The organism is Mycolicibacterium peregrinum, assembly GCF_001665625.1.
In the GTDB taxonomy this organism is placed as follows: Bacteria; Actinomycetota; Actinomycetes; order Mycobacteriales; family Mycobacteriaceae; genus Mycobacterium; species Mycobacterium peregrinum_B.
Map to the genome: position 1 here is coordinate 1 of NZ_LZSY01000120.1, position 20,656 is coordinate 20,656.

General features: G+C 64.7%; 19 protein-coding genes and 1 pseudogene. 13 read left to right on the forward strand and 7 right to left on the reverse strand.

Annotation, left to right across the window (positions count from 1 at the left end):
* Both A5779_RS20090 and A5779_RS20095 read left to right on the forward strand, forming a co-directional pair.
* Positions 1 to 591 (forward strand): annotated as a pseudogene (locus A5779_RS20090) (tyrosine-type recombinase/integrase); the annotation flags it as partial.
* Positions 588 to 1,001 carry a DUF6262 family protein gene (locus A5779_RS20095; protein ID WP_064884951.1) on the forward strand — a complete coding sequence of 138 codons (414 nt, stop codon included), beginning with the start codon at positions 588 to 590 and terminating at the stop codon, positions 999 to 1,001. The pseudogene A5779_RS20090 and the gene A5779_RS20095, both read left to right, overlap by 4 nt.
* 224 nt (positions 1,002 to 1,225) lie before the next feature.
* Here A5779_RS20095 and A5779_RS20100 read toward each other — a convergent pair whose 3' ends face one another.
* Entirely contained in the window at positions 1,226 to 1,915 is a 690-nt protein-coding gene (locus tag A5779_RS20100) for a TetR/AcrR family transcriptional regulator (protein ID WP_064884953.1), read from the reverse strand.
* A gap of 202 nt (positions 1,916 to 2,117) precedes the next feature.
* On the opposite strand from A5779_RS20100, the gene A5779_RS20105 reads away from it, so the two are divergent.
* The 5 genes from A5779_RS20105 to A5779_RS20125 all read left to right on the forward strand — a co-directional run bounded on the left by A5779_RS20105 (position 2,118) and on the right by A5779_RS20125 (position 8,210).
* A complete protein-coding gene (locus A5779_RS20105) occupies positions 2,118 to 2,588 on the forward strand; it encodes a PaaI family thioesterase (protein WP_064884955.1) in 471 nt (156 codons plus the stop codon).
* A complete protein-coding gene (locus tag A5779_RS20110) occupies positions 2,585 to 3,256 on the forward strand; it encodes a TetR/AcrR family transcriptional regulator (protein WP_064884957.1) in 672 nt (223 codons plus the stop codon). The genes A5779_RS20105 and A5779_RS20110 overlap by 4 nt, the downstream gene beginning before the upstream one ends.
* Before the next feature lie 74 nt (positions 3,257 to 3,330).
* A complete protein-coding gene (locus A5779_RS20115; RefSeq protein WP_064884959.1) occupies positions 3,331 to 3,765 on the forward strand; it encodes a DUF6188 family protein in 435 nt (144 codons plus the stop codon).
* Positions 3,766 to 3,911: 146 nt separating this feature from the next.
* Complete coding sequence (locus A5779_RS20120) at positions 3,912 to 6,983, forward strand: MMPL/RND family transporter (RefSeq protein ID WP_207545017.1); 3,072 nt, start codon at positions 3,912 to 3,914, stop codon at positions 6,981 to 6,983.
* Between the two features lie 270 nt (positions 6,984 to 7,253).
* The gene (locus A5779_RS20125; RefSeq protein WP_064884963.1) at positions 7,254 to 8,210 is read left to right on the forward strand and encodes an AbiH family protein; all 957 of its coding nucleotides are present in this window, start codon (positions 7,254 to 7,256) and stop codon (positions 8,208 to 8,210) included.
* 107 nt (positions 8,211 to 8,317) lie between these two features.
* Here A5779_RS20125 and A5779_RS20130 read toward each other — a convergent pair whose 3' ends face one another.
* From A5779_RS20130 to A5779_RS20155, 6 genes are read right to left on the reverse strand one after another with little or no spacing between them, the layout of a single operon-like run.
* The gene (locus tag A5779_RS20130; protein ID WP_064884965.1) at positions 8,318 to 10,489 is read right to left on the reverse strand and encodes a hypothetical protein; all 2,172 of its coding nucleotides are present in this window, start codon (positions 10,487 to 10,489) and stop codon (positions 8,318 to 8,320) included.
* Complete coding sequence (locus tag A5779_RS20135; RefSeq protein WP_064884967.1) at positions 10,486 to 13,488, reverse strand: ATP-binding protein; 3,003 nt, start codon at positions 13,486 to 13,488, stop codon at positions 10,486 to 10,488. Before A5779_RS20135 ends, A5779_RS20130 begins: the two co-directional genes overlap by 4 nt.
* Positions 13,489 to 13,818, reverse strand: coding sequence for a hypothetical protein (locus A5779_RS20140; RefSeq protein WP_064884969.1), 330 nt, complete (start codon positions 13,816 to 13,818; stop codon positions 13,489 to 13,491).
* Between the two features lie 56 nt (positions 13,819 to 13,874).
* A complete protein-coding gene (locus tag A5779_RS20145; protein WP_064884971.1) occupies positions 13,875 to 14,828 on the reverse strand; it encodes a conjugal transfer protein in 954 nt (317 codons plus the stop codon).
* Positions 14,829 to 14,852: 24 nt separating this feature from the next.
* Entirely contained in the window at positions 14,853 to 16,019 is a 1,167-nt protein-coding gene (locus A5779_RS20150) for a hypothetical protein (protein WP_064884973.1), read from the reverse strand.
* Complete coding sequence (locus A5779_RS20155) at positions 16,019 to 16,318, reverse strand: hypothetical protein (protein ID WP_064884975.1); 300 nt, start codon at positions 16,316 to 16,318, stop codon at positions 16,019 to 16,021. The genes A5779_RS20150 and A5779_RS20155 overlap by 1 nt, the downstream gene beginning before the upstream one ends.
* 98 nt (positions 16,319 to 16,416) lie before the next feature.
* On the opposite strand from A5779_RS20155, the gene A5779_RS20160 reads away from it, so the two are divergent.
* The 6 genes from A5779_RS20160 to A5779_RS20180 are packed head-to-tail and all read left to right on the forward strand — an operon-like array spanning position 16,417 to position 20,593.
* Positions 16,417 to 16,851, forward strand: coding sequence for a hypothetical protein (locus A5779_RS20160; protein ID WP_131811664.1), 435 nt, complete (start codon positions 16,417 to 16,419; stop codon positions 16,849 to 16,851).
* Positions 16,805 to 17,512 carry a hypothetical protein gene (locus tag A5779_RS20165; RefSeq protein WP_236734826.1) on the forward strand — a complete coding sequence of 236 codons (708 nt, stop codon included), beginning with the start codon at positions 16,805 to 16,807 and terminating at the stop codon, positions 17,510 to 17,512. Before A5779_RS20160 ends, A5779_RS20165 begins: the two co-directional genes overlap by 47 nt.
* Complete coding sequence (locus A5779_RS20170) at positions 17,502 to 18,932, forward strand: type IV secretory system conjugative DNA transfer family protein (RefSeq protein WP_064884981.1); 1,431 nt, start codon at positions 17,502 to 17,504, stop codon at positions 18,930 to 18,932. Before A5779_RS20165 ends, A5779_RS20170 begins: the two co-directional genes overlap by 11 nt.
* A complete protein-coding gene (locus A5779_RS20175) occupies positions 18,929 to 19,219 on the forward strand; it encodes a helix-turn-helix domain-containing protein (protein WP_064884983.1) in 291 nt (96 codons plus the stop codon). Before A5779_RS20170 ends, A5779_RS20175 begins: the two co-directional genes overlap by 4 nt.
* Positions 19,216 to 19,359: a hypothetical protein gene (locus A5779_RS34075; protein ID WP_165609806.1), complete on the forward strand. Its 144-nt coding sequence runs from the start codon at positions 19,216 to 19,218 to the stop codon at positions 19,357 to 19,359. The genes A5779_RS20175 and A5779_RS34075 overlap by 4 nt, the downstream gene beginning before the upstream one ends.
* A 34-nt stretch (positions 19,360 to 19,393) precedes the next feature.
* Positions 19,394 to 20,593, forward strand: a complete 1,200-nt coding sequence (locus tag A5779_RS20180) for a DUF1173 family protein (RefSeq protein ID WP_064884985.1) — start codon at positions 19,394 to 19,396, stop codon at positions 20,591 to 20,593.
* Positions 20,594 to 20,656 lie beyond the last annotated feature (63 nt).

Consider the following 20,656-nt stretch of genomic DNA (forward strand, 5'->3'; position numbering starts at 1 on the left):
ATCCATGTGGTGCAGCGCTACCTCGGGCACGCCTCGCCGGCGATGACCCTGCGCTATGCCGCCACCCTGCAAGCGACGGCCGAAGCGGAGTTCCTGCGGCACAAAAAGATCGGCGCTCATGGCGCCGACATCGCCATCAGCCCGTCTGATGTCTATGACATGACCCAGCTCTCGGCGCGTACCGACCGGGTGCTGCCCAACGGCGTGTGCCTGCTGCCGCCGGTGGCCACCTGCGACAAGGGCAACGCCTGCTTGTCGTGTGGGCATTTCGCCACCGACGCCACCCACCTCGACGAACTGGTCGACCAACGCGTCAAGACCTTGACGTTGATCGACGTCCGCCGCGAGCAGTACCGTGCACGCACCGGGCGCGAGCTCACCGACGACAACGTGTGGATCCACGAGCGTCGCCGCGAAATCGCCTCGCTGGATGCCATCCTCGACCGGCTCCACCGCGACGACGTGACCGATGACGGCGCGAACAGCGTCGCGGGTGCCGGTACCGCCAACCGGGCACCCACCCTGCGCACCGCGACCCGGGGAAGTCACGAATCCGTGCTGCGCAAGGCCGATCCGGACACGCCGCGATGAGCCGCCCCAAGCCGCCACCGCCCACCCAGAAGGCACTCGATGCGCTGGACCAATACCGCCGGGCCCGCAGCGATGAGAAGCGCCGCGACATCGAGAAGGCGATCGCCTACCTGCGCAAGACCAACGCCGACATCAACTTCTCCACCGTGTCCCGCCGCGCCAAGGTGTCCCGCAAAACCATCTACAAACACGACGACCTGGTGACCGTCATCGAGCAATACCGCGGCCGGCATACCGACCGAGAACCGGCATCGACTGGCCGCGAAACCAGCATCCACGCCGCGCTGCGCCACACACTCGCCGCCAAGGACAAAGAGATCGCCGCACTCAAAGCCACCGTCGCAGAACAACAATCAACCATCGAGCTGCTCTACGGCCAACTCGACACCCTGCAGGAACAGACCCCCTGAGCCCAGTGCTACGGAGGCGTTCGCGAGCGGTCACGGTGACGGCCGGTGCCGGGCCATGAGTGAGACCTTCCTGGCCTCCTGGGCCAGCTCGTGAGGTGCCCGTCGGCCCGATTGCCAGGTCATCGACGGGATTTGGCCCGTCGGGCTGTGGTGGGGAGATCTATCCAGGGCGTGTCGGTGTCTGCCGATCGGCCAGTCGCTGAACCGTCGGCGGCGGACCGGCTTTAGTCGGCGGTGACCGCCACGGCATTGTCGCCGGGCGGTGTGGGTGCGGTGGGGGTGGTTTTGCGTTGATGCGTGGCGAGGAAGTCGTCGACGATGCGTGTGGTGTCGTGGGGGGTCATGGTGTGCAGTCCGGTCATGCGGGCGAAGGCGAGCGGCCCGATCAGTTGGCACAACGCCAGGGTCAGGTCGAAGTCGTCGAGTTCGACGCGGGCTTCGGCGCTTTGCAGAATGGCGTCGAAGGGTTGTCGATATTGGTCGACGACTCGTGCCCGCAGCGTGCCGGCCGCGTGTTCACCGCCGGTGTGGTCGGCTGTTGCGGTGGGACCGAGGGACAGCCAGGCCAGCATGGTGACGTGTAGCGGGGCGTCGGCGAACAGCGCCGCCTGACGGGTGAGCAGTTCGATGAGGCGTTCGCGCACCGTCCCGCTGGCCGGTGCCGGCGGGGTGACTTGGGGTAGCAGCCGTTCGAAGGTGGCCGCCAGCAGGTGCGACGAACTGCCGAAGTGGCGGTAGAGGGTGGTTCGGGCCACCTTGGAGGCCTTGGTGACCGCCTCGACGGTGACGGCCTCGACACCACCGGTACTGAGCAGCGCGGCCGCGGCGTCCAGTAAGCGATTGCGGGACCGGGTGCGGCGGGGGTCGATATCGTCGTCTTCGTCGTGGACTCGATCCGGCTGGCTGCTGCTCACACTCACTCTCCTCGCCGCTTCCCCCTTTATGGCCAACGGTTCCGCCCGCCCGACACTTATGGTACCAACAGTAGCGTAGCGAAACTGATCGTACTGGAGGTATCGGGTGTCCGAGCACGTGCCGTGTCGGGATGCGGTACCCGACGGTGACCGTGAGGTTGGGCCGCCCGCGGAACCGTTGCCCGCCCACACCCCGAACTGTATGGGCTGCGGCCCGGACAACCCTCACGGCCTGCAGCTGGTGGTGTACCGCTGCGGCGAGCAGGTGTATGCCGATGCGACCTTCGACGAACGCCACATCGGGGCGCCGGGATTGGCGCACGGCGGCGCGGTGGCGGCCGCCTGCGATGACGTACTGGGCTTCACGCTGTGGATCGCCGGCACACCGGCGGTGACGCGCCGTCTGACCGTCGAGTATTTGCTGCCGGTGCCACTGCACCAACCGCACCGGATCACCGCGCACATCACCGAGCGCAACGGCCGCGCCCTGCATATCCGCGCGACAGGCACCGACACCGACGGCGTCACCCGGTTCACCGCGAGCGCGGTGTTCGTCGTGGTGAGCACCGACCACTTCGCCGCCCACGGTGATCTGGCGGCGTTCGATGGCCTCCTGGAACAGTTCACCCGCAGCAAGCGGGCCCACGCCGACCCGCACGACCCGGCACCGTGACCGCGACCGACACCGAAGCCCACCCCACAAGGCAACAATCCCAGTCGGATTCGCCGCCGGTGGCGCCACACCCGAGCGCGCCGCCGCGTCCGCGCACGCCGACGCGACACCGAGAGGCGATTCTGGATGCGGCACTGACGGTGGCCGCCGCGGGCGGGTATGAGGCCGTGCGGATGCGCACGGTAGCCGATCGGGCCGGTATCGCGGTCGGCACGCTCTACCGCTACTTCCCGTCCAAGACCCACCTGCTGGTCTCAGCGCTGGCCCGAGAATTCGGGCGGCTGCAGGCCGCCCAGGACTGGGCCGCCACCGGCACGACACCTCAGCAGCGACTGGATCGGCTGACCGGTTATCTGCACGAACACTGGCAGCGCGACATTCATCTCACCGACGCCATGACACGGGCATTCGTCGCCGCCGACAGCACCACCGCCGCCGCCCTCGACGAGGCCGCCGCGGTCATCCAACGCCTGCTCGCCCACACCCTGGGCGGCGACACGCCCGGGCCGCTCGATCAGCCGGTCGCCGAACTCCTCGCCGACATCTGGCTGGCGAACCTGACCGCCTTCATCGGCCGGCGGGCCTCGGCGGCCCAGACCCGTGACCGCATCGATCGGGCCAGCCGGCGCATCGTGGATCGCCTGGCCACCCTCACCCCCGACAGTTAACGATACTAATAGTATCGCAGCGATACTTACCGTACCCTTCAGATGCGACCCAAAGACGTGTCGAAGGAGGCGCCATGTTCACCCAATGGATCGAAGACTGCGTCGTGCAACGCGTGTCGCTGCGCGACGGGTTGGTGTTGGACCTCGATGGCTACAGCGAGCTGGTGATTTCGCGCCCCCTGCGGCTGACACTGCCGCCCATCGGGGACTTTCCGGCCGAGGAAGTGCTCATCGACCCCGACCGGGTCGCGGTGCACGAACGCCCGCTGCTCGACCTGGCCGGCGCGGTGTGCACGCACGCCCGATACGGCGATGACGGCGCGTTGCACCTGGGCTTTTCCCGCGGACACCGCATCGATGTCGAGGCCGACGCGCACGCCACAGCCTGGGAGCTCTACGGCAAACGGCACGGATACATGGCCTGCCTGCCGCGTGGCCGGGTCCGGGTGGTCCGCCACGACATCCCCGACGACGACGACACCGACGCCGGCGTCGGTGCGGGTCGCTAGCGGCCCCCAAGACGCGCCCGCGCGGCACCCTCGGACGCGCCGCGCCAACCACTGTGGTACTGCTAGTAGCGTAGCGATACCGATAGTTCCTTTTCTCGGGTGGAGGGGTAGTGACCGACAGCGATCCGGATGGTTCGGGCACCGCGATGAATGTTCGGCGGCGATACCGCCGTTCGGCCGAACCGGCGGATTCCAGCGAGTACAGCGCGCGGTTGGCGGCGCTGGCGAGGTTCACGGTGAGGCACAAGGCGCTGGTGATCGGAGCCTGGCTCGGCGTCGCGGTGGTGCTGGCACTGCTGTTTCCCCAATTGGAAACCGTGGTGCGGCAGCAATCGGCGGAGCTGCTCCCACATGATGTGCCGTCGTTTCAGACAGTGGACCGGATGAGCGCGGCGTTCGGCGAACAAGGTTCCAAGACAATGGTGTTCGTCGCGATGGAAGACCCCGCCGGGCTGACGCCGTCGACGCGGGAGCGCTACGACGACCTGGTGGCGCGGCTACGCGGCGACACCGCACACGTCTTGCTGGTTCAGGATCTGCTGGCCGACCCGATCACCGCGACGCAGGCGGTCAGCGCGGACCGCAAGGCCTGGTTTCTGCCGGTCGGGGTGGCCGGCACCCTGGGCGATCCCGCCGCCGCTGAATCCGTGCAAGCGGTGCGCGACATCGCCGCCGAGGTGTTCGCCGGCTCGACGATCACCGCGTACGTGACCGGCCCGCCCGCCACGTTCAGCGACCAGATCGCGGCCGCCGAACACGACCTGGTGCTGATTTCGATCGCCACCGCCGGCCTGATCGCGGCGATCCTGCTCATCGTGTACCGCTCGGTGTTCACCGCGCTGCTGCCGCTGCTGGTGATCGCGGTGAGCCTGGTCGTCGGGCGCGGTGTGCTCTCGGCCCTGGGCCAGCTGGGAATGCCGGTCTCGCAATTCACCGTGGCGTTCATGACCGCGATCCTGCTGGGAGCCGGCACCGACTACACGGTGTTTCTGATCAGCCGTTACCACGAGCAGCGCCGCGCACAGGTGCCGCCCGATCAGGCCATCGTGCACGCCACCGCCAGCATCGGCCGGGTCATCCTGGCCTCGGCGGCCACCGTCGCCTGCGCATTCCTGGCCATGGTGTTCGCTCAACTGAGCGTGTTCGCCGCCCTCGGGCCAGCCTGCGCGGTTGCCGTCTTGTTCGGATTCCTGGCCACCGTGACGCTGCTGCCACCGGTGCTGGCGCTGGCCGCCAGACGCGGCATCGGCGACCCCAAACCCGACCGCACCCGCCGCTACTGGAACCGCGTCGCGGTCGCGGTGGTCCGCCGACCCGTGCCCCTGCTGATCGCCAGCCTGGTCATCCTGCTGACCCTGGCCGCGGCCACCACAACGATGAAGATCAGCTACGACGACCGCAAAGGCCAGCCCGCCACCACCGCCAGCAACCAGGGCTACCAACTCCTCGACCGCCACTTCCCCAAAGACATCGTCATCACCGAATTCCTCGTCGTGGAAAACCCCACCGACATGCGCACCGCAAAAGGGCTGGCCGACCTCGACGAAATGGCCTCCCGCGTCTCCCAGATCCCCGGAGTCACCACAGTGTCCGGCGTCACACGCCCCACCGGAGCCCGCCTCGAACAAGCCCAACTCTCCTGGCAGAACGGCCAGATCGGCGACAAGATGGCCGGCGCCGTCGCCGACGGCAACGCCAGAAAAGACGACCTCACCAAGCTCACCAGCGGCGCCGACCAACTCGCCGGCGGCCTGGCCCAACTCGACACCACCGTACGCACCGCCCTGACCCCACTGACCGCGACACTCACCCAAGCCCAGACCGCCGGCACCCAGATTCAGCAGTTCCGGCCCCTGCTGCAACAACTTTCGGCCACCGCCCCCGGCGTCGACCGCGCCATCCAATCCGGTCCCGGACTGCGACCCCTGGCCGAACAAGCCCAACACGCCATCGCCGTCCTCGACCCCCTCACCGGCGCCCTCAACACCTCACCGTGGTGTGCCACCACACCCCAATGCGCCCAGATCCGCGACCAAGTCCAGACACTGGTGAGCTTGCGCGACAGCGGATTGTTCACCCAGATCGCCGAACTCGGCGATCGCTACAACCCCGACACCAACGCCACCGTCGCCGGCACCCTGGCCACCGTCCAAACCGCGGTCACCACCCTCGACAAAGCCTTCGCAACCCTCGGAGACCCCGCCGACCTGGCCGGCAACATCCGACGCCTCCAAGACGGCATCAGCCAACTCGCCTCCGGCGCCCAAGCCCTGGCCACCGGCGTCCACGCACTGGCCGACTCCAACATCGAAATGCTGTCGGGGATGAGCCAGATCGCCACCCAACTCCAAAACGCCGCCCGCGCCACCACCAACTCGGACTCCTCCAGCGGCTTCTACCTGCCCGCCAACACCTTCCAAAACCGCCAATTCACCGATATGGCAAAACAATTCCTCTCCCCAGACGGAAAAACAGCACGCTTTGCCATCGAAACCAGCCACGACCCCTACAGCGCCGAAGCAACCCGCCTCGCACACGAAATCACCGACGTCGCCAACGCCGCACGCCCCAACACCTCACTGCACCAAGCCACCGTCTCCGTTGCCGGGTTCCCCGCCGTCAACTCCGACATCCAACGACTGCTGCGAGCCGACTTCGCCCAACTCGCCCTCGCCACACTGCTCATCGTCGGACTCATCCTCGTACTACTACTGCGCGCCCTGCTCGCCCCGCTCTACCTGCTCGGCACCGTCGTGCTCAACTACCTGGCCTCACTGGGCATCGGCGTCCTCATCTTCCAATGGGGACTCGGACACGAAATCGCCTGGCCAGTACCACTACTCGCGTTCATCATCCTGGTCGCAGTCGGCGCCGACTACAACATGCTGCTCGTCTCACGACTACGCGAAGAATCAGGACACAACATCCGCGTCGGCGTACTGCGCACCGTCGCCAACACCGGCTCCGTCATCACCTCAGCCGGACTCATCTTCGCCGCCAGCATGTTCGGCCTCATGGTCGGCTCGATCGCCATCATGATCCAAGCCGGCCTCATCATCGGCTGCGGACTCCTACTCGACACCTTCCTCGTGCGCACCCTCACCGTCCCCGCCATCGCCACACTCCTACGCGAAGCCAGCTGGTGGCCCCAACGAGCCACCCGCAGCCCGACAGCCACCACCCACTCCACACCACCACAACTAGCCACCCGTCATTAAGAACCAACACCCGCGCCCACGCCGAACAAGTCACCGCACTCGTCACCGACGGCACCCCCGCCATGATGGGCGGCGACGAAGCGATGGGCTCCCGAACCATCGCGCCAGCCAGACCGCACCAACCAACCCCTAACCGGAAACACCGGCGGCCCAGCCTGTTACCGATCAGTCCAAGCCAGCCAGCTCGCCTCAGCGGTAACAACAGTGAACATCAGAATGTGACCCCAGATAACTCGCGACTTCGACTCCTCAAACCTTGTCGTCCAGCAGATGGCTGTCGCTAAGGAGAACGGCGAGGAAAACTGGAGCGATATCGAAGCAGCCATCGGGCGACTCACCAGACTTAAAGGCAGCTTGCAGCAGGTCCAAACCGTCTACGAGTCAACGCTCGCCATCCAGGCGGCGTTCTCGGAATACCTGGAACTCGTCGCGCCGCCTGATCTACTCGCCCGGGTCGGGAAGGACTCCGCAGAGGGTTCCTTGGCCGTGAAGTCAATGGCGTCTTTTATCGGAGACGTCGCCAAGACATCGTCGACCTTCGAGTCCTTCGCCTTCCCCACCGAGACCAGCCATTACCACCTTTTCAACTTCCTGTTCGTGAACTTCAACTACACGCCTCTACTCGATGACTACGCCTTTCGTGACGCCCAGCAGTTCCGGCCGCAATTGCACACGCGTGCCGACCGGAATTTCATGTTTTGGCCCAACCCAACGGGCCGTCCGGGTGGATTCGGCAACCACGAAACCGGTTGGTCCAGTTACGTCCGCAGCGAGGTCATCCATCCTCACGGGCAGCAGGCAATTCCGCGGTCCCTTCTGTTCGGGATCGACGCGCCCGACAGCTTCGACCAGGGCACAGACCCCCACCGGGAGCTCATGAAGCCGTACTGGGCCATGAATCGCATCGAGTACGGCCACCTATTTCCCGACACTCGACTGTTCATCATCTTTGGGTGCTCTCTTGGCGAATCGGACGGCTGGTGGTGGCGACGCGTCTACGAGGCGCTCAATCGCGAGCGCGACGACGGGAGCCCACGGAGCGAACTCATCATTTATTGGTGGAGCCCAGCTGTGAAGCCCGCCACTCGGGAAGAAGTCCTCGACACCTTCTTCACTGGTGCCACAGGAAATCTGAACAGCCCTGAGCGAGCGAGCGTGCAGGACCGGATCCAGATCGTGCTGTACACGGACGAGACCCCGCCGCCGGTTTTCCTCGCCACGCCCTGACGTCGACGGTGACTCTCAGCGGGCCCACCTCACTAGTTCGGTTACATGTGCACCCGACGAAGAGACCGACACCGGGGTCACGGACCCGGCAAACTGACCACAAAAGGTCAGTGCTGCTGGCCTCTGCCGGGTGCTGGTGGCTCATTCCAATAGTCGTTGGTGTCGGTGTCGAATATGGGCTGCTGCTGCTGCGGCGGGGGAGGTGGCAGCGTTCGTTGTTGACTATTCGCCGGCTGGTTGGTACGGCCATCGGTCGGAGTCTGGGAGCCGTAATCTCCTGGCACCCAGGAATGTTGGGGACCGTTGGCATCGATGACCGGGGGAGCGTCAGACGAAGGCCTCCCGTTGCCGTTGCCACGGGGCGCGGAGCGTTGTTTGCGGCCACCTTGCACCTTCTCGGCTACCGCCAGACCCGCTACAACTTCCGGAGCGACCACAGCGGCCGCACCGCCGGCCGCCGAGCCGCCGGCCCCGGCCGCTGCACCACCTGCGGCACCCTCACCCGCCGGCAGGGCGCCACCTCCACCGCTAGGTACAGGTAGCGATTCAGTCAATCCACCAGCACCGCCGCCTCCAGTGCTCGTCGATGAGGGCTTGTTGACGCTGGAACGTCCTTCGACGGGCTGCCCAGTGAGTGGTTGATCGTCCCCGTCGTCGCTCCCACCGCCGCCGGCTGCGCCTTTGTCCATCAGCCAGTCTCTGCCGCGCTGGGAGGCGGACATGCCTTTGTCGACGGCTGCCTGGCCTTTGTCGTAGCCCGCACGGGCAGTGTCGATGACTTGATGCACCGCGTGCACGAGGTCTTGGCGGGTGTGGTCGTTGAGTTCCTTTTTCAGCCACCAGAACAGACCGATGGCCACCGCCGACATGATCGCGATCATCACGAGCTGTGCAACGGGGTGGGTCATGCCGACCTGCGCCGCATATCCTCCCGGCACAACGGTTTTGAGAATAATGACCGCGGTGAATGAGATGTACACGACGTAGACGAAGACGAGGAACGCGTGCTTGAAGAATTCCTTGATGCGACGCTTTCCGCGCTGGCGTGGCTTGCCATCGATCATTGCGGGCCCTGCGGCGAAGAGCGCAAGTATGCAGTTGAGAAACGCTGCGCCGCAAACCATCACGTAGCTGTACGCCACGTAGCAGATGAAGAATGTGAAGAGCAGACCGAGGATGCAGAAACCGATGCCGACAGCGAAGCTGCCGAAGTCGAGTTGTTGGGCGTGTGCGAGCGCCTGGGGTGCTCCGCATTTGGCCATCGCGTGGGCGGGGCCGGAATGGTCTCCACCGCCCAGGAACGGCAGGACGTCGGTCGCGGCCGACGCCGGCGATCCGGGCATTCCGACTGGTGTCGGCAGCGTTCGCCTGTCCCCAGCCATCAGTGCATTGGAGTAGGCGCTGGCGCAGGTGCCCACGTCGTCGACGACCATGCCGAAGTTCTGAATCTGCAGCGGATGGCGCAGGACAGCCGTCGCGGTCACGCCGGTCAGTTGGTCCAGGTTGGCCGCATTGTCTCCGCCAGGCACGAGGGAGCCGTTGTTGACGGCCCCCTGGGCGGCTGTGAAAGCCAGTGTGCGGGCTTGAAACAGCAGTCCGTGATCCCCGGACAGCTCGCCGAGGGGATCGCCTTGGAACACGAGGATCATGGCGATCACGCCGATCGCCAGGCTACTGAGCATGATGCTCCATCCGAGGCCGCGTCGGCCGTGCCACACCATCTGATAGGCGCCGTAGCCGAGGGCCAGGACGAGGCAGATCGGGAATACCCACAGGTCGATCAGCAGGGTGCGCAGCATCTCGAACAGGGGTCGGAACCAGGTGGCCAGCCAGTACAGCCAGGTTGATGACATGGCGAACCGCAGCAGCCACAACGCGACGGTGATCATGAAGACGTAAATCGACACTTGTGCTTGCAGCCAGCTGACGACGGTGTCATGGCTGACACCGGTGATGATCGCGTTGCCGAGCCATCGCGCCCAGCTGGCCGGGTTGATGGACAAGTCCGGGCCGGCTTCTGTGATCGCTTCTCCGGCCGAGACCACTGACAGGTAGTAGCTGCCGAGGGGAACACCGTAGCTGTCCTTGATGCCCGTCCAGTTAAGTACGCCGGCCATGGTTGAGGCGAATGCCGGCGGTGCGGCGACGACCGACCAGAGTGCGAGAACGTGGCCGACTGACCAGAAGACGCTGACGCGCCGGATTCTCGGGTGCGTGGCCATGAAGTAGCCGAATCGTTCAGCAGGATGGAGGTTCTCGGCTGCGGTGAGCGTGCTCATGCTGCCTCCTGACCTGGTGTGGTGTCGTAGGCGGCGTGGATGCGCGCGTCAGGTTCGTGGGCCACGACAATGGGGGCCGGTCGGCGGAATTCGTCGATGAAGAAGGCCTTGCCGATCCGAGAACCGCGATTGGGTCGACCGGTGCCCTCGTCTTCGTCGTCGTCGAAGTCGGTAGGTTCACGCATGTCTTCGGGATCCGGGTCGGCGAGGAAATACTCTTCAAGGTCGTCGTAGTCGGCCGCGCGTAGTCCGGCTTTTCGAGCGACTTCTTTTGCCAGTTCCTCGTTTTCGAACGGGACGATGAGTTGTTGGGTGATGAACTTGTCGCCCATCAGGGTGAGGTCGGCTACCGGATCCTGGGTGATGATCAGTAGCCCGGTGTAGTGCTTGCGAGCGCGACGGCTGATGAGGTGTGCGTCGGCGGCGCCGGCGCGGGAGTTGAGCAGGCCTCCTGCTTCTTCGAGGATGATGAGGCCGAACCGGGCTCGGTTGGCGAAGAAGGTGGTTCGGGCGAGTCGGACGAGCATGCCGTAGATGGCGACGGAGGCCTTCTTGCGATCGCTGAGGTCGTTGTGCAGGTGGGGTGTGCTCATTTCCTCGGCGTCGGGCAGGTCGAGGCTTTCGGTGAGCCAGATCGTCAGGTCGAGGGTGGCCAGGTCGGGGATGGGCAGGGTGTCGTCGAAGATGGCGCGGGTGAAGTCGTATGTTGACCAGGACTGCAGGGCAACCAGGATCGGGTAGAGATCCTCGGCAAGCCTGATGACCTGCTCAGACCGTGTGTCGGGTTGGTCGATCGGTGCTTGGATGCTGGCGATGTAGGCCATGAGCGCCGCGGTGCTGGGGATCTTGAGTTGTCGGCGGGCGCGCGCGGTGAGGATGGTGCGCAGTCGTTGCACGGCGACGCTGCGTGAGTCTAGGCCCATCATCGGGATCATGTAGTCGAGCCAGTAGCCGCCGGCGACGCGTTCGGGGAAGATCCGTAGCGGGTCGCAGCCGAAGTTGTTGCCGGCCATATCGATCACGGCTTTGCGGTCGGTGGGGACGTCGGCGAATGCCTTGGCCCATTCGATGCCGGGGTCGACGATGAACAGTTGGGCGCCGCGCTGGTATTCGCCGCGGGCGATGCGTTTGGAGGCATAGGACTTGCCGTATCCGGGTGCGCCGCTGCAGACGAGGCAGGGGTTGTGGTTACGCCGTGCGGTGCCGGGAAGGTCGATGAGGACGGCGCTGTTGAGTGCGTTGGACGTGTTGAAGCCCAACAGTGTTCCGTTGGTGTTGCCGACCTGCGATGAGGTGATTGGAACGAACCGGGACCACTTTAGTGCCGTCGTGCGGTAGCTGAACTGCTCGACGGAACTCTTGTGGGTGGGGACACCGGAGTTGAATGCGGCCCAGAGTTTGGCCTGGGCGCCGCGGTGGTGGCGTACGGAGACCTGGCCGGAGGATGCGAGCTGTTCTTTGAGTCGTTTCACGCTGTGGTCGAGGGTTGCGGGGTCTTTGGCGCCGACGGCGATGACGAAGGCGGTCTCCATCGGACGTTCGTCACTGTTGGAGGCGAGTAGGCGGTTGTATTCGGCGAGCTGGCGGCCGGTGTCCCGTAGTTCGCGGTCCCCGTCGCGGGCGTCGTGTCGTTGCTTGAACTGGTCGTCGAGGTTTTCCTTGGCGCGGTCGTTGCGCACGAATTCCAGTTCGCGGTTGTGAGCGACGAGGTTGATGGCGAAGTCGAATTCGGCGCCGGTGTTGAGGTCGTCGAGTGCGTCGAGGAACTCTGACCCTGGAAAGCGGATACCGGCCTTGGGCATATCGGTGACCGGCAGGATGGCTTGATAGCTGTCGGGGTAGAGGCCGTCGGGGCTGCTGACGCGGAGCACTTTTTTCCAGGACGGCACCCGCCGCACACCGGCACACCACAGGGCGAGGAGGCCGGCTGCGGTGAGGCCGAACAGTATTGCGGGGGCGACGATGACAAACACTGCGGTGAGGACGGTCAGGGCGGCCATCACGCCGGCTGCGGGCAGCATGGGCAGTTTGCGGCCGGAGTTGTGAAGTTGGTCGCCGTCGTCGAACTCGGCCGCGGGGAAGTTGCGGGGTGCTTGTCGAGCGGTCCCTTGGTGGCGTCGGGGGAGCGGGTTGGTGAAGGTGCCGCGCCAGGCGGTGCGCCGCCAAAACCAGTCGACCATGTCCTCGGTCACCGGCACCGGTGAGAAGTCTTCCGGCAGCGAGGTGACGATGTCGTGGGCGAGGGTGCGGTAGGCGGCAAGGGACTCGTCGGAGTCCTTGTCGCGTCCGGCCAGCCAGTCTTTGAGTTTGGTGGCCTGGCCCAGGGGCGTGTGGCCTTCTCGGCCGGCGTCGACGGGAAATCGCAGCCAATACAGGCGGGTTCGGGGGTTCTTCTGCGCGAGCTGGCCGACCAGTCCTTGGCAGGTGGCGATCCATTCGGGCTTGTCGCGGTGACCGTGCAGCATCGCGCGCAGCAGTTGGCGCTGGCTTTGCGGTACCGACATGCTGTAGATCCATGCGCCGGCGGGGACTTCGCGGGCCAGGTTGCGGTGCCGTTCGGCGGCGCCGAGGCGGTGTTTGGTCGGCTGCAGGTAGTAGCGCAGCCCGGACACGAGGTAGTTGGCGTACACGCCGTGCTTGGTGAACTCCAGGTGGCCGATGACGTCGTCGGGCGGGGCCAGGATCATGCTGTCTCGGCTGGATTCGTTCTTCGCTCGTATCGCTCGCCAGATGCTGCGGATCCGGAATCCGAGGCTGGGCTTCCCGTACGGGATCATGGCGCCGATCCCGGCGGTGATGAGCGTCAGAAACAGGGGAACGAAGAAGAGGGTTTGTGCGTGTCCGGAATCGAGGAACAGCAACGGCAGTGCGATGGTGACGGTCCCGCCGAGTGCGAGCGGCACCGCCACCCCGATGCGTAGTGACTTGTTGAACAGCAGATCGGTGTAGGTGGGGGTGTCGTGCACCCCTTTGAACACCTGTGCGGATTCGACGGCCATTTAGCCGAACTGTCCTGTGGTGATGCCGCTTTGGTCGACGGTCTTCTTCGTGGACACGTAGATCGCGTAACCGGATCCCACGATGACTGCGACAATGACCGACAGCAGTGCCCACAAGATTGTTTCGCCTTTGCGGCCGCCGAAGAATGCCGCGGTGGCACGGGCGCCGCCGCCGATCAAGATGAGGATGACGAAGACTCCGATGAGGATGGTGTAGAGCGATCGAGACCCTGACGTCAGATCGGTCGCTGCGAGAATGGTTGTGGTGGTGCCAGGTTCGGAGAGGGCGTTTGCGGTGAGGGCCGTGAGATGGCCGGTCGTGGGGAGCATTGGTTTTCCTTTCGGGGGTTAATTGGTGCGGGTTGATCGATCGGATGCGTTTGGCATCACGGCTTTCCAGTTGTCGGCGCGGGGACGACGGGTGTGAGCTCGGCGTCAATGGCCAGTTGCGGGGCGTAGTCGATGCCGGCGACCATCCAGCGACCGTTGATGACGGTGAGGCTGAGGGCGTAGTCCTCGCGCCGCGGCGAGTACTGCCGGGTGACGGAGTCGACCGTGGCGAACACATGGATGGTGGTGCCTTCGGCCGGCATGGCGTCGTCGGGGACCGCCCGGGTTGATTGCAGTTTCTTGACGCGAGGGCCGCGGCCTTTGGCATCGCTCTCCGACAGATAGTCGGGGACGGCGACGAGCCCTGACTTGTCGGTGATGTAGCGGTCCAGTCCACCAGCGTTGGTCAGGTAGCTCTCAAAAAAGCCTGTCAGCGTTTGGAATACCGGTGACTTGGGTGACAACGTGGTGGAGTAACCCAGGGGCAGGGTCGCTCCGGCGCCGGCGCAGTCGGCTTTGCCTGGTCGGCTGGTGGCCTGCAGGCCGTAGCTGCTGTAGAGGACGGGGATGCGGTAGCACTGTTCGGTTGCCGGCGCGGCGACGTAGGGCCGCTCGGACACCGAGACGATGACGCTCCATTGTTGCGCGTAGCCGAGATCGTCCTCGAGGGTGACCGCGGCGACACCGGTCGAGCTGATCACGGCGCCGGGGTTTTTCGGCAGGGGCTGCTGCTGATCCTGGTTGGCCCAGCACGTTTGAAGCGATGCGCGCTGATCGGCGGTGACGGTCAGGGCCTTCTCGACGCATTGCAGTGCGAAATTGCCGACCAGTTCGGTGCGGTTGATTTGCTTGCGGGCCGGGCCGTCCACGTCGGTGGGCTCGTTGAAGATCCATCCCCAGATCGTGGAGATCGCAACGATGGAGCAGGACGCGACCGCCACGACGAGGAACGCGAGGCCAATCCAGCCGCCGGTGGTGTCGATGCGACGTTGCCAGGTCTTGGTGGGCATTGGTTGTGCCGCCTTCCTTGATGGTTAGGAGGGGATGGGTTGGTGGCCTTCGACGGTGATCGAGGACACGGCGAATGTGTTGTCGACTGGGTCGGTTTCGGTCGGGCCTCCCGGCATTCCCGGGAAGCCGGGAAGCGGGGCGGTGGAGGACTCTGGCGGCGTGCCCAGCGGAGCCCCGAGAACGTCGTCGAGCAGTCCGCCCGGTCCGGGCGCTGCGGGGCCCTGGTCGGGTGGTGGAGCGTCGGTCGGGGGCCGTGAGGTTTCCTGGACGATCATGGTGATCGTGGAGGCCAACACGCCTTGTCCGGGCATCGGCTGAGGTGCTTCGCCGTGGACGTTTCCGGTGTGCTGAGGAACGATTGTCGGTTTGTTGCCGTGGTCGGTCAGGATCCATGACACGCGGGTCACCACGCGGTGTTGGAGCCACTGGTCGGCTCCGGATGCGTCGGGGCCCACCCAGCCGGGGGTGATGCGGATGGCGGTGACTGCCATGGTTCGGCCGAGTTCGATGGTGAGAACCTGGCCGTCGACGCCGCCGCGCACGCAGACCCAGGCTTGGGTGGGGTCACCGCTGGCGACGGCTTGGGCCGCGGTGGATCCGGGTAGGCATCCCGGTGCGCTCGCGGTGAACGGGATGCCTGCGGGGCCTCCGGTGGCACCTGGCGGGGGCGGCGGCGGTTCTGCCGGTGCGGCAGTGATTCTCGTGACCGCCTCGGACTGCTCGCCCTCGGTCTCGGGGCCGTTTTTCATGCCGAGCAGGACACTGGTCACGGCGATCGTGGTCACGGCCACGAATGCGACGAATCCGATGGCCAGCGGTTTGTTGAAACGAGGCGCTGGCGCCGGGGCGTCTGCGGTTTCGGCAGTGCCAGACGCGACGTCGTCGTTCCCCGTGTCGTAGATGTCGGCGTCGTCGACGATCGCCACGACTTCGTTATCGCTGTCATTCTCGACGCTGGCGGGTGGGGCGAGCTCGTAGTCGTCGATGTCGTCGGGGTCGGATGCCGCCGCGGAGCTGTCGTCGTCGGGATCGTCATAGTCCGGCTCGTCGCTGGGTTCGTAATCCTCTGGGTTGTAGTCAGATTCGTTGCCGTACCCCGTGTCATCGGGATCTCGGTCGAGATCGGCAAGCCACTCCTGGGTTGCCGACCATGCCGGTCCGTCGTGCGTGGCGTTGTCGGGGTGGGTCATCAGACGACCTTTCGCGTGTGAGCGGTTGGTGCGCGGTGAGTGCTGGCCAGGCGGCCCGCCGTGACGGCGGCCGGCCGGCGGCGGCGCGGGGCCGGCGACAACGAGGGCAGCGGCGGCCGAGCACCGGGGCGCTGGCGGCGCCGGCGATCGAGCAGCCGGTTGGCGAGGATCGCTGTAATCACGAGTGCGGTTGCCGCGCCGATAGCAAAGCTGTGTTCGAGGATGTAGGCGACGGCGGTGGCCAGCATTGCCAACCAGAACGCGATGGTGCCGATCGCGACGCCGAGAATCGTTCGCATGGGTTCTCCTAGTGAGTTCACGCTGAGGCTAAGGGGTGGTAATACAGTTTTGCGATAGCTGTCGCTAAACGTGATGAGCAATTGCTACGTTCTGCGTTGTGAGACCAATACCGCAGGACGGACCGGCCCGGCTGATGTTTTTTATCCAGCGCAGACTGGTGCAGTTGGGCTGGACTCGTGATGACCTCTTCGCCCACGGTGGACCGTCACCGTCGACCCTGTACAAGGCGTCCCGGCTCAACCGTGAAATGGATGAGCGGGTCATGCATCGCCTGGAACTTGCCGTGGGGTGGGAGGAAGAGTCCTGCAGGATCACACTTGACGGGGGTGAGCCGACCATTCGACTGTCAGACCAGGTAGAGACAGTGAAAACCCGTGTTGACGCCGCAGTGGCGCTGTCTGAGAGGGTCGCCGTCGGACGTACCGCAGCGGAGTTGCGTGACTTTCTGATGGGTGTCGCTGAACAGCTGCGCGGGTTCTATCCTGATGATCAAGCACACCGTCAGGAGGCCGCTGATGCCGGCGCCCACTGATCGCTTCGACGAGGTCCGACGAAAGTGGATTGCACGGCATCAACACACGTTCATATTTCAGAAAAGACGACAAGAAATTCTTGCTCGTCAAATTCGCGACCGCGCACAGGAAAATACCGGTGCGCGGGTTGATCCTGCCGACGATGACATTATCCATCCGATGTGGGCACGGTCTCCAGAAACTATTTATGCGGCGGTTGACTGGGTGATTGTTCTGACCGCCGCGATGTTCGCACCGATCGGCTGGGCTGTCGGCCGCGGCATCTACTCATTCACGATCCAGCTAATCCCGGAGAACCTGAGGTCGTATCCGATCGCGGCGTTCATGTGGAGTGCGGTGGCGGTCGGCGTGCCACTGCCCCTCATCTACTGGTTGGTCTATTCCGGCAGCGGAACGTTTGCCTCGACGGTGGTTGTGCCATGGATTGTCGCTCAGGTTCCGGCGGCGCTGCTGGCCGCCGGGGTGTACGGAATCTTGGAGGGCTGGTTGGCTGTTGACGGTTCGCGCGACTGGTGGCCGATGCGGCCACCCCAGGACCACGACGAGGTCGACTTCGGCTTCCACACGGAGATCGAGATGTTGCCGAGCGTGTTTCGCACCCGCTCGCGCCAACCTGTAGGCGAGCGCACCCCGATCAAGCGAGATCGCGATGGCCTATAAACCGCCGCCCACGCCGTACTGCGGGTTCGAGTACGACGAAGAGTCCAATCGCCGAAAATTGGCCGAATCGGCTGCCCACGTGCTGGTCTCGGCGCCCACCGAGAGCGGAAAGACCCGCCGTATCCTTGCTCCCGCCGCCGTGATGTGGACAGGGCCCGCGGTTGTAGTGAGTCCGAAAGACGACCTGATAAAGCTGGTCATGCAGCGACGCTACGGACCGAGCGCGTTGATCGACTTTCGCCCCGACTACGACGCCGACTATCCCGACATTGATCTGCTGTCATTCGACCCCACGAAGCTCATCAGCACACCGGATCAGGCCGTGACGATCGCGAACACGATGATGCAGATGTCGGCTGTCGGCATGGGGTCGGGCGCAGACCAGGTCAGCGACGCCGGTATCTGGGAGTCGAACACTGAGACCCCGCTCGCAGCGATGCTGTACGCGGCCTCGCCGCGTGGAAACAAGGCCGGTATCGGGTGGGTTCTGCTGGCTGTCAACAACACTCGCTTGACAAAGCAGGGCGAGCAGAAGTCGAGCGATCCGGGCTGGGAGCACGCCGCTGACATCGTGGCCGACATTCCGCTGTTCAGAGATGCGCTGATGGCGACGTTGGTGATGGATCCCAAGCAGCGTGACAGCATCGCGTTGACGATGCGCAAGTCGGTGACTCCGTGGATGCGTCTGCAGCTGCGTGGGAATCTCCCTCCGGCGTTTGATGAGTCGATCCTGGAAGATCCGACGTCCACGCTGTATATCCTCACGCCAGCTGAAGGCTCGATCGCCGGTGCCGCGGTGACACTGATCGACCACCTCGTGCGCGTGTGCAGAGCCAAGACCGCACGTAACGAGATGCGGCACCGCCTGCTGGTCGTGATCGACGAAGCTGCAAATACCGCTCCGATGCCAGCACTTCGCCGCTACATCAGTGAGGGCCGAGGGCTCGGGGCGAATCTCGTGCTCGCCGTGCAGGCCAGCTCCCAGTTGGAAACCGTGTACGGCACCGCTTATATGAAGGAGCTGCGCGACACCTTCCCGTCGGCGTTGATCATGTTCGGTGCACCGGAGATGGAGATCTTGCAGCGTGCCGAGGAGTGGGAAGGGCAGACCACTCGGCGCCAGGAGACCTTTGATCAAGTTTCCGGTCACAAGACACTGTCCTCGCACCTGGGCAGCACTCTGGACTACCGCCGATTGCTCCCCCCAAACGGCGACCATGCCCGGCTGGTGCGCAAGGGGACAGCCGGCGTGCTCACCGAGATCCCGGAATGGTCGAAGTTCCTCGTGCTCTATGACCGAGCGATCAAGAATGCCTTGGAGGAGCCGGCGTCGCGGTCGGGCGACAGTTTCTGGGCTCGACTTGCTGAACGTCATCAACGCGGACTGTCCGCGGCCGGCGCCAGGGCACGATCACGATGAACGGCCAGGAAAGCACGCTGAATGCGCGTCAGGCAGCGTGTCTCGACGTCCTGCGATCCACCAAGGGGTTTCTGAGCACGACCGAGATCCGAGAGCAGGTCAACACGATGGCTGGCGTAGCACTGGTGGCCGAGCAGGTCTACCGCGCCCTGCTGACCCTGGAACGGCGTGGCCTGGCCGAGCGAGTTCGGGTTGAGGGGTCGGTCAAAGCGCATTGGGGTCGAGCCGGGTGGACCGTCGACCTCGCGCTCCAAGAGAGCAGCTGCAAGCCAAGGGAGACTGCATGATGGCGACAAAAAATGCCCGAAAAGCGCCGTGGCTCAGCGGTTTATTGATCGCGCTGTTCGGCGCGGTGTGGATGATCGGGCAGGTTGCTGCCGGAATCGTGGGACTGATCGCGAACCTTCTGTCCGCACCGGTCATCTGACAACCAATCCTCAACAAGAACAGGAGCGCTGGCCATGTCAATGCAATCCGTGTTTCAGGTTGCCGGCAGCCGGATTGACGATGTGCACACACCGGCGGCCCAGGAGACTCTTAGTCGAGCGAAAGCTGCGCAGTTGCGGCCGCTGTGTTTGTGCCAGTCACCAGGGGTGGAGATGTACATCGCGGCCGCCGGACATGATCTCATCGTCAAGCGAATGCCGGGAACGGCAGTCGCACACGACCATCGGTGTCGATCCTGGCTTCCCCCGGGTGAGCTTTCGGGCTACGGTGCAGTGGCCGAGCAGTCAATCGTCGACAATCCGGCCGATGGCACAACGGCTTTGCGGTTGGGCTTTTCACTGTCGAAGTCCGTAAATCGGGCAGCTCCTGAACCTTCCGGTTCCCCGTCAGACACGGTGCAGACCCACGGGAACAAGTTGTCGCTCCTGGCTGTGCTGCACTATTTGTGGGACGAGGCCGAGCTGACGAGTTGGCATGCGCGTTTCGCCGGGCATCGCTCCTGGGCGGTTGTCTACCGACGTCTGCGGGCGGCCGTGGACGGAAAGCTGGTGCGTAAGGATCCACTGGCCGCGTCTTTGTTTGTGCCCGAACCATTCTCGGCCGATCACAAGACCGGCATCGAGCAGCGTCGGATTAAGGCGTGGGCTCCAGCTCGACCTCAGCCAGGAAAGGCAACGAAACTGTTGATCGGGGTGGGCGAGATCAAGGCGATCGAGCCGGCCGGCCATGGGTTCAAAATGCAGGTGCGGCACCAGCCTGGACACCCCTGGTTTCTCAATGAAGACCTGTATCGGACGCTCGCTAAACGGTTCGCCACCGAACTGGAGCTCTGGCAGATGGCCGAAGCTGGCGATGTTCGGCTGTTGGCGATCTGCACCTTCTCGGTTTCCCGGGCGGGATATGCGAACGTCGATCAACTGTCGCTGATGACAACGGATCGCAATTGGCTGCCTTTCACGGGCGACGCTGATCGCACTCTGCTCAACACCGCGATCAGCGAGGACCGCTCGTTCCGCAAAATGCTGTCGTACAACGGTAGCGCGGCCCCGATGGCGTCCTTGATCTTCACCGACACCGCTCCAGCGATAGCCGCGTTCATCGATCGTCCTGCCGGCGATGCGGATGGGGACGAGATCTCCTCGATCGCCGGACTGCCGGTGTGGAACTGGCGTACGGACGAGGATATGCCGGATTTGCCGTCGCCAATGCCCTGACGACAACACCGACATCGGCACCGCCCCCGACAATATTGACTGGGAATCATTTGTCACGGCACT

Excerpts from the sequence above, each read along its gene's own strand:
- A5779_RS20095 (WP_064884951.1), top strand. The coding sequence starts at position 588 with ATGAGCCGCCCCAAGCCGCCACCGCCCACCCAGAAGGCACTCGATGCG.
- A5779_RS20105 (WP_064884955.1), top strand. The coding sequence starts at position 2,118 with ATGGGCTGCGGCCCGGACAACCCTCACGGCCTGCAGCTGGTGGTGTAC.
- A5779_RS20115 (WP_064884959.1), top strand. The coding sequence starts at position 3,331 with ATGTTCACCCAATGGATCGAAGACTGCGTCGTGCAACGCGTGTCGCTG.
- A5779_RS20120 (WP_207545017.1), top strand. The coding sequence starts at position 3,912 with ATGAATGTTCGGCGGCGATACCGCCGTTCGGCCGAACCGGCGGATTCC.
- A5779_RS20125 (WP_064884963.1), top strand. The coding sequence starts at position 7,254 with ATGGCTGTCGCTAAGGAGAACGGCGAGGAAAACTGGAGCGATATCGAA.
- A5779_RS20130 (WP_064884965.1), bottom strand. The coding sequence starts at position 10,489 with ATGAGCACGCTCACCGCAGCCGAGAACCTCCATCCTGCTGAACGATTC.
- A5779_RS20135 (WP_064884967.1), bottom strand. The coding sequence starts at position 13,488 with ATGGCCGTCGAATCCGCACAGGTGTTCAAAGGGGTGCACGACACCCCC.
- A5779_RS20140 (WP_064884969.1), bottom strand. The coding sequence starts at position 13,818 with ATGCTCCCCACGACCGGCCATCTCACGGCCCTCACCGCAAACGCCCTC.
- A5779_RS20145 (WP_064884971.1), bottom strand. The coding sequence starts at position 14,828 with ATGCCCACCAAGACCTGGCAACGTCGCATCGACACCACCGGCGGCTGG.
- A5779_RS20150 (WP_064884973.1), bottom strand. The coding sequence starts at position 16,019 with ATGACCCACCCCGACAACGCCACGCACGACGGACCGGCATGGTCGGCA.
- A5779_RS20155 (WP_064884975.1), bottom strand. The coding sequence starts at position 16,318 with ATGCGAACGATTCTCGGCGTCGCGATCGGCACCATCGCGTTCTGGTTG.
- A5779_RS20165 (WP_236734826.1), top strand. The coding sequence starts at position 16,805 with ATGATCAAGCACACCGTCAGGAGGCCGCTGATGCCGGCGCCCACTGAT.
- A5779_RS20170 (WP_064884981.1), top strand. The coding sequence starts at position 17,502 with ATGGCCTATAAACCGCCGCCCACGCCGTACTGCGGGTTCGAGTACGAC.
- A5779_RS20175 (WP_064884983.1), top strand. The coding sequence starts at position 18,929 with ATGAACGGCCAGGAAAGCACGCTGAATGCGCGTCAGGCAGCGTGTCTC.
- A5779_RS34075 (WP_165609806.1), top strand. The coding sequence starts at position 19,216 with ATGATGGCGACAAAAAATGCCCGAAAAGCGCCGTGGCTCAGCGGTTTA.
- A5779_RS20180 (WP_064884985.1), top strand. The coding sequence starts at position 19,394 with ATGTCAATGCAATCCGTGTTTCAGGTTGCCGGCAGCCGGATTGACGAT.